Origin of the sequence: Salinimicrobium sediminilitoris (assembly GCF_020866905.1) — a bacterium.
Classification (GTDB): Bacteria; Bacteroidota; Bacteroidia; order Flavobacteriales; family Flavobacteriaceae; genus Salinimicrobium; species Salinimicrobium sediminilitoris.
Genome location: NZ_JAIVCC010000005.1, coordinates 831784 through 846257 on the forward strand (window position 1 = coordinate 831784; position 14474 = coordinate 846257).

The following is a 14474-nucleotide window of genomic DNA, read 5'->3' on the forward strand; positions in this document are numbered from 1 at the left end:
ATTAGAAGGTGTTCATTTCCCGGAAGCATTTTTCCTTTAAATTATCTCTGGTCTAAATTTTAATACCTTTTTTTGTTAGCGTAGTTCACCAGGGAGAGCATTACAGGGACTTCCACCAGAACGCCGACCACACAAACCAATGCTGCCGGACTTTCCAGCCCAAAGAGCCCTATGGCTACGGCAACAGATAATTCGAAGAAATTACTCGCGCCAATCATGGCGGCCGGGGCGCATACCGGATGGCTGAGGTTGAGTTTTCGACCCGCAAACCAGGTGGCAAAAAAGATAAAGTAGGTCTGAATGATCAATGGCACCGCGATCAAAACGATAATAAGTGGATTATTGAGGATATTCTCCCCCTGAAATGCGAAAAGCAGAACCAGGGTCAGTAAAAGTGCGATGACACTCAGCGGCTTGAACTTGGGTAGAAAGTCAGTCTGGAACCAATCAGCCCCGTGTTTTTTGATAAGCATACTACTTGTAAGGATACCTGCCAGTAACGGTACAACCACGTAGATAAGTATGCTCAAAATAAGGGTTTCATAAGGAACTACAACATCGGTTATTCCAAGCAGGAGTCCTACAATTGGCACATAAGCAAAGAGGATAATAAGATCATTTACCGAAACCTGCATGAGGGTGTAATTGGAATCGCCGTCGGTAAGATAGGACCAAACAAAGACCATTGCCGTGCATGGCGCGGCTCCAAGAATAATAGCTCCGGCGATATATTCTCCGGCAAGCGAGGGATCAATAAAGGCAGCAAAAATCTTGGTAAAGAAGATCCAGGCAAAAAATGCCATTGTGAAGGGTTTGACCAGCCAGTTCATTACCAATGTCAGCACAATACCTTTAGGCCTTTTTCCTATCTTTTTAATGCTGGTAAAGTCTATTTGTAACATCATTGGATAGATCATCAACCAGATTAGAATGGCAATTGGAATATTTACCTGGTAGATCTCCCAGGTGCTCATGACCTCCATTGCATCTCCTGCGAGATAGCCAATAAATATACCTCCGGCTATACAAAGGGCTACCCATAGACTTAGATACTTTTCAAAAAAAGCGATCTCCTTTTTCTCAGACATGACTTTTAAAATTTTGGTGGTGGTTAGTAATTCAGAATTGTTCTTAATATCCTCTTCTAAGATTTTCTGCGTAAGCATTGGGAAGCCGACTATCCTCTACCGCTTTTGCAGCTTTTTCAACATCGTAACTAAACCTTATGAAGTCTGCTTTTATGCTATCTGCCTTTTTAATGGAGCTATTCTCATCTATTTCCAGAATTATATAACCGCCGCGGTTATCCCGGTCTTTAGGTTTTCCAACCGAGCCCAGATTAATCGCATGCCTGTAATGCGGATTTTCTTCTTCCCCGGAATTCAGGATCCTATGATAAGGTTTGTGCGTATGGCCAAAGCACATAATATCTGCCCCGGCCTTTTCCAATATCCTCAAAAGGCTTTTTTCTTCCCGTTCTTCAAAAAGATATTCGTTGATCTTGCGCGGACTGCCATGAACCATTAACAGGTTTAAGTTTTCCCCGTTCATTTTAAATTCCACGCTCATATGCGCCGGAAGGCTCCGAAGGTAAGCCCTGTTTTTTTCTGAAATGAGTTCATTGGTAAGGGAAATGGAGACTGCTCCATTGGCTTTTTCTTCATCGGTGCTATAGGCGCAGCCACAGTCATCGCTGTTTCTCCCAATGCCATAATCATAGTTCCCGGCGATTACAGAAATGTTTCTTTTTCTCAATTCTTCAATAACCTCATTTGGCCAGATGTTATAGCCCACAAGGTCTCCCAGGCAATAGATGAAGTCTATATCACGGTTTTCGACATCTTTAAAAAATGCTTCGAGAGCCGGAAGGTTCGCATGTATATCGCTAAATAACGCAATTTTCATTTTGGATCTATTTTAGGTTAACAGCAATCGTTTGAAGAAGGGCTATTATATTCATTAAAGATATTATTGAATTTTTCCTTTATTTCTGCCCAACGGGATGGGTTGATACAGTAATTCACCTTTGTACCTTCAATGGTCCCCTGTATGATACCAATATCTTTTAGTTCTCGAAGATGTTGACTAATAGTAGCCTGAGCCAGTCCCAATTCATTAACTAAATCTCCATTGATACAGCTGTTAGATTTCAGCAGGAATTCCAGTATGGCAATGCGGGCAGGGTGCGCAAAGGCTTTTGCTGCAAGAGCTATTTCGTTTTGAGATTTAGTAAAAAGATCATTTTTTGTTACTCCCATTTTACTCTGAATTTTAATGTTGCAAACCATTCCTCACTGGATATTGGAACCCGGTCGAGGAAGAGTAAATATATCGCAATATTACGATATATTTTGTAGATTTTTTAAAGGATAGTTTCTTTTGGTTTTACCCACTCGTTATAAGGAGAGATAAAAAGAATCCTGGAGGGCTCTTTCAGGTCGAGGTGTTAACCTTTTGTCAAAATTATCTTTTCCTCGAATTTTGAGATATCTTTTATAGAATAGCAATTGGAAAAGGTTATTTTAGCTTTTTTCCTAAACGAAGTACTACTTTAATGAAGAGCAGCCAGGCACCCTTTATGGAAGATCCTGAACAGATAAAATTTGCCGAAAGTTTAATAATTTCTTTGCGCGAACCGGTTGTGGTTATAAGCGAGGAAGGGAAGATTCTTGCTGCAAACGATGCTATTTCCAGGATCTTTGAAACTCCCCCCGATAATTTTACGGGAGAATACCTGGTTCCCCTGCTGGAGGACAGGGAAGAATCTTCGCGTTTAAATGACCTTATACATACTCTCATAAAGTCAAAAGCAGCTGTAAAAGATTTTCCGGTAATTTTATCATCTGCAGGACTTAAAAAGCACCGTTTCAGGATCAATGCTAATTATTTTCCCGCTAATGGTTCGGGTTCACCCGGTTTCCTGCTTTGCTTTCAGGATGTGAATATACCTGAGGGGGACAAAATTGACTACCGTAAATTACTTAGTGAGGTCCTATCTGAAGTTCCTGCCCTAATATGCACTCTGCGAGGTCCCGATCACAAATTTGAACTTGCAAATGATAAGTATCTTGCCCTTGTAGAATACCGTGAAATAATAGGTAAACCTGTTAAAGAAATACTGCCCGAGGTAGAAAATCAGGGCTTTATTAAAATGCTGGATAAGGTCTATGATACGGGAGAAGCTTTCATAGGAAAAGAAATAAAACTTGATTTAAAGAATAAAAGAGGAAGGAAAAGTTTAGTTCTTGATTTTGTGTATCAGCCTATAAAGGATGCTTCAGGAAAAGTTGAGGGAATTTTTGTTCATGCCATAGATGTCACCGAAAAGGTTCTAAACAGGCAAAGCCTGGAGAACAGTGAGAAAGAATTGAGAAATCTTATTGATACGGTGCCGGTAATTATTTGGATTTCGAATGCGCAGGGAGAAGGCTATTATCTTAACAAGAATTGGTATTTATATACAGGACAGAGCAGAAATGAATCCTCAGGTTTTGGTTGGTTGAGCGCGGTACATCCCGAAGACAGGGATATGGTAGCGACACATTTCAAATTGGCCCATGAAGAGGAAAAGGAATACTACAGGAAATTTCGTCTCTATAATAAAAATGGATACTACAGGTGGGTGATCGACCGGGGTCGCCCTAAATGGAATTCAAAGGGAGAATTTGAAGGTTTAATAGGCACAGTCACAGATGTTCATGATGACCACCTTAAGGAGCAGGTGATCAAAGAAAATGAGCATCGCATTCGTTCCATAGTAGAACAGGCAACTGTGGCTACAGCAGTCTATATGGGCGAGGAAATGAAGATTGAGCTGGCTAATGATGCTATGCTGAACCTCTGGGGAAAAGGCAGGTCTGTAATTGGAACCACTTTGCGCCAGGCATTACCAGAGCTTGAGGGGCAGCCTTTTCATGACCTCCTGCTTAAAGTATTCACGACAGGGGAAATCTACTGGGGAAAAGAGGACCGGGTAGATTTAATGAAGAATGGCCAGATGGTAACAGGTTACTATAATTTTACTTACAAGCCGCTTCGCAATGAAGAAGGTGAGATCATTGGTATTCTCAATATGGCCCTGGACGTTACCGAAATGGTCGAATCAAAAAACCTTTTAAAAGAAAGGGAACGTCATTTTCGACTCATGGCAGATCTTATGCCTGAAAAGGTTATTAATACAGATGCCGGCGGGGAAGCAATCTACTTCAACAAAAATTGGCTGGACTATACTGGCATGAGTTTTTCTGAGCTCAAGAAACGCAATTGGGAGAGCTTTATTCACCCGCAGGAGGAGAAAGAATTCAATGAGAAGTGGCAGTATTCCCTTGAGACCGGAAGCGATTTTGAAATGGAATTGAGACTTCAGGATAGAAACGGTGAATTTTTGTGGCATCTAAGCAGGGCCGAAGCGGTAAGAGGAGAGGATGGGGAAGTAGCAATGTGGATTGGGACTAATACCCAAATTCAAAAGCTTAAAGAAGAAGAAAAAAGGAAGGAAGATTTTCTTAAAATGGTAAGCCACGAATTAAAAACACCTGTGACTTCCATCAAAGGTTATGTTCAGCTTCTACTGAATTTTTTCGAAAAAAATAAGGTAGAAATACCCGGAGGTTTTCCAATTAGACCTTCACTCGAGCGAATTGACAATCAGGTAGTACGTCTCACCAGGCTCATTGCCGAGATTCTGGATCTTTCGAGGCTGGAGGAGGATAAACTGGATTTGAAAAAGGAAGTCTTTGATCTTAACGAACTTGTAGAAGAAACCGTTCAGGATATAAAGCTTACGAACACTCAGCATCAAATGGATATCTTTCATACCTATAATGCGAAAGTTTGTGCAGACAAAGACAGAATTGGACAGGTGCTAATCAATTTTATTACTAATGCTATAAAATATTCACCCGAGAGTCAGTACATTGAAATCCACATTCTAAAAGTGGATGACAAAAAGGTAGGTGTTAGCGTTAGAGACAAGGGAATTGGGATTGATGAAAAATACCATAAGAATATTTTTAAAAGATTTTACAGGATAGGAGTGGAGAGTGATGATACTTATTCTGGGTTTGGGATAGGATTGTATCTTGCTAATGAGATCATTGAGCGCCATAATGGCTATATAGAAGTAAAAAGTAAAAAAGGGGAAGGTTCAGACTTTAGTTTTGTGCTTCTGGAAAACAAAAAAGAAAATGAATAAAAATAAAATTCTGGTAGTTGATGACGATTCGGGAATTGGTGAAATGCTAAAAACCCTTCTCGAGTTCTACGAATATGATGTCACTGTAACCGCAAAACCCGAAGAAACCGAAAAACTTATCATTGCCGAAAAGGTTGATTTGGTGCTTCTCGACATGCTCATCTCTGGCGTTAATGGTACAGACGTCTGCGCCCGTCTTAGAAACAATCCTCAAATGGAAAATATTCCGGTTCTAATGATGTCTGCCCTTCATGATGCCGGTACCAAATGCAGGGAGGCCGGGGCCAATGATTTTATTGCCAAACCTTTTGAAATGGATGAGCTGGTTAATAAAATAGGTGTTATCCTGGAATCCAAAGCGAAAAGTTAATTACCGGCTGTCTTTCTTAGGTTGACAATGTACTCGGGATAATCGGTTATTATACCGTCAACACCTAAATTGATCATTTTTTTAATTTTATTTTTGCTGTTAATGGTCCAGGGGACAACTTTTATTCCTCTGGCCTGTATTTCCTTTACCTGTTCTTTTGTTCTCAATTGCTTGTAGTAGGGTCCAATTGCATCGGGAGTGAAGTCAAGGCGGTTTAGTCCTTCTCTCCAGGGAGTTTCGTAGATAAGATAGGAAGTTTTTATATCAGGATACTTTTGCTTCAGGAGGTTGACGAAGTTTGCATCAAAAGATTTGATAATCACAACTTCCTCCATTTGATGCTTGCTTACAATTTCCATAATTAATTCTGCAAATTCCCCGGGATGCGGTTGAAAGATGCCATAATCGGGAGGTCTTGATTTTGCCTCCAAGTAATAGGTGATAGGTTCGAGCCCCTCTTTTTTTCTAAAATTTTCCACTGCCTCAAATATTTCACTGAGAAGAGGCTTGTGAGCATTAGAACTTTGCTGTTGATTGCGAAATGTTGTGTTTTTGAGAGTGCCTGTTGGAAATTGCCTGATGCTATCATAGGTCATCCTGTACAGGTTATAGTTTTTTTGTTTTGAACGGCTAATCCTTTTTCCTTCTGGAGTAATAACCGTGGCAGCGGCCATATACGGTTCGTGAGAAACAACGACTTCTTTATCGGCAGAGATCACAAGGTCCATTTCTATTGCATCTACCCCAAGCGACACCGCGCTTATAAAGCCTTCAAGGGTATTCTCCGGGTACAAAGAAACATTTCCTCTGTGGCCAACTATTTCAAAACCGGGATGAAAAATGACATTTTTGGAACTCACACAGGAAGAAATTAAAATTAAGCTAATAAACACCAGAAAAAGGTTTCTCATTTTCCAATTAGTTCTATCTAAAGATATAGAAATGCCGCTTCAAAAACCAGAAAGCCGCCCCTGATTAGGAACGGCTTTAAAATATTTTTGTGAAACTTTTAGAGAAATATACTATTCTATCTTTTCCTGCTCCACCTGGTCATCGGTCTCATGGATCTCTTCCTCGATCTCCTGTTCTACTTTCTCTGCACCCTTTTCTACTTCCCTGGCAGCACGTCGTGTACCGTCTTCAATGTCTTCACCTATTGCCTCTACAGCATCTTCTGTTTTTTCCTGGGTACTTTCCCTACAGGAGTAGGTTGTCAAGATGACTCCTGTAATCAATAAACTCAAAAAAACTTTTTTCATAACTACTATTTTTTAAATGTAAAAAGCCATAAGAGTAAACTTATGGCTTTAAATTCTTCAAAAAAGAAGGAACTACTGCATGTCGTCAGTTTCGTTCATTTCTTCTTCAATTTCCTGCTCAGTTTCCTCACCAGCCTCTTCTATTTCATTTCCTGCTTCTTCAAGACCAGATTCAATGTCTTCTCCTGTTTCTTCAAGATCAGTTTCTACTTCTTCCATTTCAGTTTCTACATTTTCTTCAGTAGTCTCTCTACAAGAGTAAGTAGAAAGAGTAAATGCAGCTACAAGTAATCCTAAAAATAATTTTTTCATGTGAGTATGTTTAATTAGTTGAAACAAATTTAAACTATTTTTTATATATGCAAAGAAGTGTTTAAATAAACTGCTGCAGCCTGAAGGAATAAGGTGAAGTATTTATCGTTTTTTTAAGAAATATTCTGAAATCATTGGAGTTGCCCCTCTGTTTTTCCTGATATAAGCAGCTGAATTTGAGCCCATTCTTTCCCGGAAACTCTTATCACCAACGAGTTGAGTGAGTGCGGCCCCGGCTTCTTCACTACTTTTAACCGAAAGCAATCCTCCAGATCTTTCGAGTGCTCCTGCTTCGGGAAATTTTGAGTGGTTTTTCCCAATGATAACCGGTATTCCAAAAGCGGCAGGTTCTAAAACATTGTGCAGACCTGTTTCTCCGGCGGCACCTCCCACATACGCGATATTCGCATAACTATAAATCCTGGTAAGGAGCCCCACGTTATCAATAATTAGCACCTTATAATCCTTTAGCTGCTTACTGTCTTTCTCTGAATACAATAGTGAACTTACCTCAAGCTTATTTTGAAATGCTTCTATTTTTTCTTTCTTAATGGCATGTGGAGCAATAATGAACCTGACTCCTGTCTTTGCTTCGTTGATGAAGTTGATTAGCAAATCCTCGTCTTCGGGCCATGTGCTGCCGGCAACGATACACAAATTATTATCTACAAAATCCTCGACAAAACCTAAATGATTGTTCTGCTCCAGTTGTGCACTTACCCTGTCAAATCTCGTATCGCCGCTTACTTCAGAGTTTTTAAAGCCTATTCTATCTAAAAGCTCTTTTGAGTTTTGATTCTGAAGAAAAAAGTACTCAAACGCCTCAAGGTATTTTCTCATCCATTTTCCATAGGGCTTGAAAAACACCTGATCTTCCCTGAAAACTCCCGATATCAGTAAAGTCCTGGTCTTTCTTCTCCTAAGTTCTTCAAGGAAATTGGGCCAGAATTCATACTTTATGAAAAGAGCCCAATCGGGGTGAACAAGGTCAATGAACCTTGAGGCATTTTCTTTGGTGTCCAGAGGAAGGTAAGTTACCACATCTACCAGGGAAGTGCTTTTCCTTACTTCATAACCTGAAGGGGAGAAGAAGCTTAGCACGATTTTATGTTTGGGAAATATTTCCTTTACCTGCCCAATCATCGGCACGGCCTGTTCGTATTCCCCAAGGGATGCTGCATGAAACCATATGGTCCTGTCTGTAGGTGCAATTTCAGTAGCAAGATGCTCAAAAAGGTCCTTTCTTCCGTGGTTAAAAAGGCGGAGCTTTTCATTATATCTTCCCGCCAGGGGGAGTAACTTTTCAGCAGATTTAATGGCGAAATTGTAGAGAAAATGCAAGACTGGTGGTTTGGGTGCTAAAATAATAAAATACCATTGGCAAAAGTGACATTCTTCGTATTTTCGTAGTCCTAACTTTATAAGATGAAAAATATACAAATGGTTGACCTTAAGGGTCAATACGAAAAAATAAAAGATACTGTCAATAACTCTATTTTAGAAGTTCTCGATACCACTGCCTTTATTAATGGACCCGAAGTTCATGCTTTTCAAAAAGAATTGGAGACTTACCTGGATGTAAAACATGTGATCCCCTGCGCAAACGGTACAGATGCCTTACAAATAGCTATGATGGGATTGGGATTAAAACCAGGTGATGAGGTAATCACTGCCGATTTTACTTTTGCGGCAACCGTGGAGGTAATTGCACTCCTTCAGTTAACCCCTGTCCTTGTAGATGTGGAACCCGATACTTTCAATATCGATCCCGAAGCCATTAAAAAGGCCATTACACCAAACACCAAGGCTATCGTTCCGGTGCACCTGTTCGGGCAGGCTGCAAACATGGATGCAATTATGGAAATTGCAAGGGAACACGATCTATATGTGATTGAGGATAATGCACAGGCCATTGGTTCTAATTACCATTTTAAGGACGGTAAAACCCAAAAAACCGGAGCAATTGGACATGCTGCGTCCACGTCATTTTTTCCTTCCAAAAACCTGGGTTGTTATGGAGATGGAGGCGCAATTTTTACTAATGATGATGATTTGGCCCATACCATAAGGGGAATTGTGAATCACGGGATGTATGAGCGCTACCACCATGATGTAGTGGGCGTGAATTCAAGGCTTGACAGCTTACAGGCCGCAGTTCTTAGAGCGAAACTTCCACAGTTGGACGGGTATAATAAGGCCCGGCAAGAAGCTGCACAAAAATATAGCCGTGCCCTAAAAGGTGTAGAGGGTATAACCGTGCCTTATACCGAAGGTGCAGATGATACCCATGTTTATCATCAATACACTATCAAAGTGGCCAATGGGAAAAGAGATGGACTGGCTAAACACCTGGCAGAAAAAGGTATTCCTCATGGTATTTATTATCCAATCCCGCTCCATAGCCAAAAGGCATATAAGGATGAGCGTTATAATGAGGCCGATTTTCCTGTGACCAATCGCCTGGTAGAGGAGGTGATCTCCCTTCCAATGCACACCGAACTTGATGATGAACAAATTTCCTATATTACAAATACTATAACCGATTTTTTGACGAAATAAGTATTATATGAAATATCTTCTTTGGGCCTGCACTCTGCTGTTTACTTTTGTAGCTGCTGCACAGGACACTTACATTCACAGCGGAAAACTTTTGGATACTAAAACCGGAAAGGTCCTTAACGATCAGACAATTATTGTCTCGGAAAAAAAGATCAGGGAAATCAGGGATGGTTTTGTGCAACCGGCAAGAACTTCAGACAGTTTAATTGATCTACGGAACATGTTCGTGCTTCCCGGGTTGACCGATATGCACGTGCACCTGGAGAGTGAAACCAATCCTTCGAAATACCTGCAGCGGTTTACTAATGATCCTGCAGATGATGCTTTTAATTCTGTTGCTTTTGCCGAAACCACTCTCCTGGCGGGATTTACTACAGTGCGGGATTTGGGAGGCAGTGGAGTAAATATTTCGTTACGGGATGCCATTAATAAAGGCAAGGTGAAAGGTCCAAGAATCTTTACCTCGGGCAAGTCTCTTGCCACCACGGGAGGTCACGCCGATCCTTCAAACGGGATGAACAGGGAATTTGCCGGAGACCCGGGGCCTGCAGAAGGTGTGGTGAACTCTGTTGAAGATGCAGCCAAAGCAGTGAGGCAACGTTATAAAAATGGAGCCGATCTTATCAAGATCACAGCTACCGGCGGAGTATTAAGTGTCGCCAAAAGTAGTTCCAATCCGCAGTTCACCCTTGAAGAAATAAAAGCTATCGTAGATATTGCAAAAGATTATGGTTTTCATGTTGCAGCTCATGCTCATGGAGATGAAGGTATGCAGCGGGCAATAAAAGGAGGGGTTACTACTATTGAACACGGCACCTTGATGAGTGACGCAACAATGGAGCTTATGAAAAAGCACGGTACTTATCTGGTCCCCACGATAACTGCAGGAAAAGAAGTGACCGAAAAAGCCAAAATAGAAAATTATTATCCGGAGTTAGTAGTACCAAAAGCTCGGGAAATTGGACCGCAAATTCAAAACACTTTCGGGAAAGCTTATAAAAAGGGAGTAAAGATCGCCTTTGGAACAGACGCCGGAGTTTTTGAACATGGCAAAAATGGGAAAGAGTTTGGTTATATGGTGGAGGCAGGGATGCCGGCACTTGAAGCCATTCAGTCGGCCACCATTGTTCCTGCACAAATTTTGAAGATGGAAAAAGAATTAGGACAACTGGCACCCGGTTTCTTTGCCGATATTATTGCAGTAAAGGAAGATCCCATCCGCAATATAAAAACTTTGGAAGACGTGCAGTTTGTAATGAAAGAAGGTAAGGTTTACAAGCATAAATAATATCCTGCTAAACATGAAAGGCTAAAAAGCCGGAGATTTTCTCCGGCTTTTTACTTATTGCCCCAGCCCTTGTTCAGACTCTTGACTCTTGACACTCTTGACTCTAATATTTAAAATTCTGCAGAACGCACCTGCACACTTCTGTCTATCTTCTTTACCAATCCCTGAAGCACTTTTCCCGGGCCTACTTCAATAAATTCAGTAGCACCATCTTTGATCATGTTTTGAACACTTTGGGTCCATTTTACCGGCGCAGTCAATTGAAAGATCAGGTTTTTCTTTATTTCAGAAGGAGCTGTAACGGCAAAAGTGGATACGTTTTGATATATGGGGCAGGAAGGGGTTTTAAAATCGGTTTCTTTAATTGCGGCTGCCAGCTCTTCCCTTGCAGGTTCCATTAAGGGAGAGTGAAAAGCACCTCCCACGGGAAGGATCATGGCTCTTCTTGCACCTCTTTCTTTTAATTCTTCGCAGGCTTTCTCCACAGCTAAAAGATCCCCGGAAATTACCAGTTGTCCCGGGCAATTATAGTTAGCAGCCACAACTGTACCTTTAATATCGGCACAAATGGCTTCTACCAGATGATCTTCAAGTCCTAAAACTGCAGCCATGGTAGACTCTTCCAGTTCACAGGCTTTTTGCATGGCCAAAGCTCTTTTAGAAACTAATTTCAATGCATCTTCAAATTGTAAAGTTCCGTTGGCAACAAGGGCCGAAAATTCCCCCAAGGAATGGCCTGCAACCATATCGGGCTTAAAGGAATCTCCCAATACTTTGGATAAAATAACCGAATGGAGAAAAATTGCCGGTTGAGTTACCTTTGTTTGCTTAAGGTCTTCGTCGGTTCCTTCAAACATGATCTTCGTGATTGAGAACCCTAAAATATTATTGGCTTTTTCGAAAAGTTCTTTTGCAAGAGGGGATTTCTCATAGAGATCCTGTCCCATTCCTGTGAATTGTGCTCCCTGGCCTGGAAATATATATGCTTTCATATCATTGGTGATTAGTCTGCAAAATTAGTAAAATAAAAAAATCCTTACAGCGGGACTGTAAGGATTTGTCTTATGAAGCTGGTTCTAAAGGTTTAATTTTCCTTTTTCGCCAATATCTTTATTGTCACCTGTAAGGGCACCAACTCCCATTTTAAAGAGGGTAACATACTTATTGGTCTTCGTGTCCCAGTAATATGCCTCTGCAGGAGTAATTTTTATCGCGGTTAAGTTAGGATCGTCGGGCCCGTCAAACCAGTTGTCGGTTCTGGGGTTGTATAGATCCTCGAGTACTGCCCTGTCTTTGGTGATCTCTGCCTTTCCATAAAGGCTCATAAATTCCATATCGTCGGGATCACTGTAGAGCAGGTGAACATCGGGATTTGTCTTTAAATTCTGGTTGTGTTCACTATTGCCCATGCTAATAAACCAGATATTTCCTTTTTCGTCTACCTTTTTTGTACTCATGGGAATGGCATTGATCGGCTTCTTTTCAAGCCCGGTAACCATCATGGCTACTTTTATGTCGTCTACCATTTCTTTTAGCTTTTCCCACGATTTCTCTTTATTTAAATTCTCTGTGCTCATATCTTTTTTTATGTTTATCCATTTAAATATAAAGGAATTAGGGAGGGATGTCCTCTAAAGAACTGCTAAAAGAACAGCGAAGCCTGTTAAGATTATGAAAAGCGGCGGATTATTCCTTTTACCTGCGGAAGATAACTGCTGCCAAATATATTAAGGTGGACCAGGAGGTAATACAGCTGCCACAAAGGAATTCGCTCTTCCCATCCCTGCTGAAGCGGAAAATGTGCGTGATAAACCTCGAATACTTCCGAAGGAAATCCTCCAAAAAGCTTCATCATTGCCAGGTCCATTTCTCGTGGGCCATAACATACAGCAGGATCAATGAGGCAAGGCAAACCTTCTTCGTTTGTAATATAATTGCCGCTCCAGAGGTCTCCGTGTAGCAGGGCAGGGGCTTCTTCGGTAATTTCTTCTGAAATATTCTGATAAAATCCTGAAAGGTCGCCCAGCGAAAATCCTCTTTCTGAAGCCATTTTTACCTGTGGCTCCAACCGTTGGCTTATAAAGAAATCGGCTGTAGATTTTCGTTTTTCGTTATACTGGGGAAGGCTGCCAATGTAGTTTGGCCCGGAAAAACCGAATTCTTTTGCCGATGCTTTGTGAAGTTCGGAAAGCTGCTCCCCAAATACCTCCCAAAAATGGTTTTTTTGACCCCCTTCTTTTTTGTGTTCCAAAAGCAGGTAAGCCATGTCCTCTATTTCTCCCAAACCCAAAACAGCCGGCACATCAAAAGCTTCAGCTTTTTTCAGGGCTTCAAGTCCTTGCTTTTCGGCAGCAAACATATTGGGGAATTTTCCCGCAGAATTTATCTTGATGACCTTTTTTCCTTCCGAAGTATCAAGAAGATAAACCGCATTAATACTGCCTCCCGAAAGGGAAGTGACCTTGTTTAATTCAAAGCCCTCCCGGTTCGCCAGTTCCTTTATAACCTGTTGATCATTCGGCACGTTCGTAAGTAAGGTAAGTAAATGCGAAATTGTGACGTTCATCCTTTGGATGCGTTTCAGAAGCTACAAGCTTCCACTTTTTCTCGTCAATTTCCGGAAAAAAAGTATCGGCTTCAAAAGTTCCGTGGACACGGGTGAGTTCGATACAATCTGCCTTTGCCATTGATAATTTGTAGATCTCGCCTCCGCCAATTACAAAAGGTTGAGAGTCTTCCTTGGCCTTTTCAAGTGCTTTTTCCAAAGAATTCACCACAATAGTTCCTTCGGGATTGTAATCCTGCTTTCGGGTAATAATAACATGCTTGCGGTTTGGAAGCAATTGAGGAAAGGTCTCAAACGTCTTGCGACCCATGATGATCGTATGGCCCGTGGTTAGTTTTTTGAACCTTTTGAAATCATCGGGTAAATGCCACACCAGGTCTTTGTCTTTACCCAATTCATTGTTCTCACCTGCAGCTGCGATCAAAGTAACTTTTCCCATTTATTAAGAATTTATTGGAGCATCTGGATCAATAGGTTTGTGGGTAGTGGGAGGGATGTAGGGTTGATCTTTTTTTGGCAATGGATGTTCCCTTTCTACTTCCTTTTGAATTTCCTCGATCCTTTGTCGCTGTTTGGCCACAAGTCTTTCAACCTGCTCATTTTCCCAGTCTTTTCCAAAGAATTTATTGGTGACATACACATTAAAGGCATGAATAAGCAGGAGCAAAGCCCAGAATATTATAGCCCATACAAACCAGTCCAATCCAAAAGGATTGATATCACGACCTATTTCAAAGATCACGTTTAAAAGGATAAGAACCACCGAGCCCAGCAGGAAGACAATGAAGTGTTGGTACAACCTTCTCTTTTGTCTCGCCCGCATCTGCGCTCTTTCGATGAGTATTCGCTGCTCAGGATCAATTTTTGAAGAACTATTTTTTTCCAGCCCCATTTTTATAGGTAATTTAGATATCTACCCAAATTTA

16 protein-coding genes are annotated in these 14474 nt (G+C 41.1%); 4 read left to right on the forward strand and 12 right to left on the reverse strand.

The features are described 5' to 3' along the window. Positions 1-59: 59 nt before the first annotated feature. The 3 genes from arsB to LA313_RS08865 are packed head-to-tail and all read right to left on the reverse strand — an operon-like array spanning position 60 to position 2258. Complete coding sequence (gene arsB / locus LA313_RS08855) at positions 60-1088, reverse strand: ACR3 family arsenite efflux transporter (RefSeq protein WP_228914321.1); 1029 nt, start codon at positions 1086-1088, stop codon at positions 60-62. 43 nt (positions 1089-1131) lie between these two features. Then, positions 1132-1905, reverse strand: a complete 774-nt coding sequence (locus LA313_RS08860; RefSeq protein ID WP_228914322.1) for a metallophosphoesterase family protein — start codon at positions 1903-1905, stop codon at positions 1132-1134. Positions 1906-1922: 17 nt separating this feature from the next. Next, the gene (locus tag LA313_RS08865; RefSeq protein WP_228914323.1) at positions 1923-2258 is read right to left on the reverse strand and encodes an ArsR/SmtB family transcription factor; all 336 of its coding nucleotides are present in this window, start codon (positions 2256-2258) and stop codon (positions 1923-1925) included. A gap of 296 nt (positions 2259-2554) precedes the next feature. On the opposite strand from LA313_RS08865, the gene LA313_RS08870 reads away from it, so the two are divergent. Next, complete coding sequence (locus LA313_RS08870) at positions 2555-5194, forward strand: PAS domain S-box protein (protein ID WP_228914324.1); 2640 nt, start codon at positions 2555-2557, stop codon at positions 5192-5194. After that, positions 5187-5564, forward strand: a complete 378-nt coding sequence (locus tag LA313_RS08875) for a response regulator (RefSeq protein WP_228914325.1) — start codon at positions 5187-5189, stop codon at positions 5562-5564. The genes LA313_RS08870 and LA313_RS08875 overlap by 8 nt, the downstream gene beginning before the upstream one ends. Here LA313_RS08875 and LA313_RS08880 read toward each other — a convergent pair. From LA313_RS08880 to LA313_RS08895, 4 genes are all read right to left on the reverse strand, one after another. After that, a complete protein-coding gene (locus LA313_RS08880; RefSeq protein ID WP_228914326.1) occupies positions 5561-6475 on the reverse strand; it encodes a glycerophosphodiester phosphodiesterase family protein in 915 nt (304 codons plus the stop codon). The two genes, LA313_RS08875 and LA313_RS08880, sit on opposite strands and share 4 nt — an antisense overlap. Positions 6476-6586: 111 nt before the next feature. Beyond that, positions 6587-6823, reverse strand: coding sequence for a hypothetical protein (locus LA313_RS08885; RefSeq protein ID WP_228914327.1), 237 nt, complete (start codon positions 6821-6823; stop codon positions 6587-6589). A gap of 72 nt (positions 6824-6895) precedes the next feature. Next, on the reverse strand, positions 6896-7135 hold the full coding sequence (locus tag LA313_RS08890; RefSeq protein WP_228914328.1) for a hypothetical protein: 240 nt from the start codon (positions 7133-7135) through the stop codon (positions 6896-6898). A 102-nt stretch (positions 7136-7237) separates the two neighbouring features. Next, on the reverse strand, positions 7238-8476 hold the full coding sequence (locus LA313_RS08895; RefSeq protein ID WP_228914329.1) for a 3-deoxy-D-manno-octulosonic acid transferase: 1239 nt from the start codon (positions 8474-8476) through the stop codon (positions 7238-7240). An 84-nt stretch (positions 8477-8560) separates the two neighbouring features. Here LA313_RS08895 and LA313_RS08900 point away from each other — a divergent pair, with 84 nt between their 5' ends. Continuing rightward, complete coding sequence (locus LA313_RS08900; protein WP_228914330.1) at positions 8561-9694, forward strand: DegT/DnrJ/EryC1/StrS family aminotransferase; 1134 nt, start codon at positions 8561-8563, stop codon at positions 9692-9694. Between the two features lie 7 nt (positions 9695-9701). Further along, on the forward strand, positions 9702-10982 hold the full coding sequence (locus tag LA313_RS08905) for a metal-dependent hydrolase family protein (RefSeq protein WP_228914331.1): 1281 nt from the start codon (positions 9702-9704) through the stop codon (positions 10980-10982). A 110-nt stretch (positions 10983-11092) separates the two neighbouring features. Here LA313_RS08905 and fabD read toward each other — a convergent pair whose 3' ends face one another. From fabD to LA313_RS08930, 5 genes are all read right to left on the reverse strand, one after another. Further along, positions 11093-11974 carry an ACP S-malonyltransferase gene (gene fabD, locus LA313_RS08910; protein ID WP_228914332.1) on the reverse strand — a complete coding sequence of 294 codons (882 nt, stop codon included), beginning with the start codon at positions 11972-11974 and terminating at the stop codon, positions 11093-11095. Positions 11975-12058: 84 nt separating this feature from the next. Continuing rightward, positions 12059-12559, reverse strand: a complete 501-nt coding sequence (locus tag LA313_RS08915) for a pyridoxamine 5'-phosphate oxidase family protein (RefSeq protein WP_228914333.1) — start codon at positions 12557-12559, stop codon at positions 12059-12061. 92 nt (positions 12560-12651) lie between these two features. Next, the gene (locus tag LA313_RS08920) at positions 12652-13548 is read right to left on the reverse strand and encodes a fructosamine kinase family protein (protein WP_228914334.1); all 897 of its coding nucleotides are present in this window, start codon (positions 13546-13548) and stop codon (positions 12652-12654) included. Then, positions 13496-13987, reverse strand: coding sequence for a dihydrofolate reductase (locus tag LA313_RS08925; protein ID WP_228914335.1), 492 nt, complete (start codon positions 13985-13987; stop codon positions 13496-13498). Before LA313_RS08925 ends, LA313_RS08920 begins: the two co-directional genes overlap by 53 nt. 3 nt (positions 13988-13990) lie before the next feature. Next, on the reverse strand, positions 13991-14440 hold the full coding sequence (locus LA313_RS08930) for a 2TM domain-containing protein (RefSeq protein ID WP_228914336.1): 450 nt from the start codon (positions 14438-14440) through the stop codon (positions 13991-13993). Positions 14441-14474 lie beyond the last annotated feature (34 nt).

What these genes read in the sequence shown, in the direction of transcription:
- LA313_RS08925 (WP_228914335.1), bottom strand. Translation starts at nt 13,987, where the DNA reads ATGGGAAAAGTTACTTTGATCGCAGCTGCAGGTGAGAACAATGAATTG.
- fabD (WP_228914332.1), bottom strand. Translation starts at nt 11,974, where the DNA reads ATGAAAGCATATATATTTCCAGGCCAGGGAGCACAATTCACAGGAATG.
- LA313_RS08915 (WP_228914333.1), bottom strand. Translation starts at nt 12,559, where the DNA reads ATGAGCACAGAGAATTTAAATAAAGAGAAATCGTGGGAAAAGCTAAAA.
- LA313_RS08885 (WP_228914327.1), bottom strand. Translation starts at nt 6,823, where the DNA reads ATGAAAAAAGTTTTTTTGAGTTTATTGATTACAGGAGTCATCTTGACA.
- LA313_RS08930 (WP_228914336.1), bottom strand. Translation starts at nt 14,440, where the DNA reads ATGGGGCTGGAAAAAAATAGTTCTTCAAAAATTGATCCTGAGCAGCGA.
- arsB (WP_228914321.1), bottom strand. Translation starts at nt 1,088, where the DNA reads ATGTCTGAGAAAAAGGAGATCGCTTTTTTTGAAAAGTATCTAAGTCTA.
- LA313_RS08880 (WP_228914326.1), bottom strand. Translation starts at nt 6,475, where the DNA reads ATGAGAAACCTTTTTCTGGTGTTTATTAGCTTAATTTTAATTTCTTCC.
- LA313_RS08920 (WP_228914334.1), bottom strand. Translation starts at nt 13,548, where the DNA reads ATGAACGTCACAATTTCGCATTTACTTACCTTACTTACGAACGTGCCG.
- LA313_RS08865 (WP_228914323.1), bottom strand. Translation starts at nt 2,258, where the DNA reads ATGGGAGTAACAAAAAATGATCTTTTTACTAAATCTCAAAACGAAATA.
- LA313_RS08905 (WP_228914331.1), top strand. Translation starts at nt 9,702, where the DNA reads ATGAAATATCTTCTTTGGGCCTGCACTCTGCTGTTTACTTTTGTAGCT.
- LA313_RS08860 (WP_228914322.1), bottom strand. Translation starts at nt 1,905, where the DNA reads ATGAAAATTGCGTTATTTAGCGATATACATGCGAACCTTCCGGCTCTC.
- LA313_RS08870 (WP_228914324.1), top strand. Translation starts at nt 2,555, where the DNA reads ATGAAGAGCAGCCAGGCACCCTTTATGGAAGATCCTGAACAGATAAAA.
- LA313_RS08900 (WP_228914330.1), top strand. Translation starts at nt 8,561, where the DNA reads ATGAAAAATATACAAATGGTTGACCTTAAGGGTCAATACGAAAAAATA.
- LA313_RS08875 (WP_228914325.1), top strand. Translation starts at nt 5,187, where the DNA reads ATGAATAAAAATAAAATTCTGGTAGTTGATGACGATTCGGGAATTGGT.
- LA313_RS08890 (WP_228914328.1), bottom strand. Translation starts at nt 7,135, where the DNA reads ATGAAAAAATTATTTTTAGGATTACTTGTAGCTGCATTTACTCTTTCT.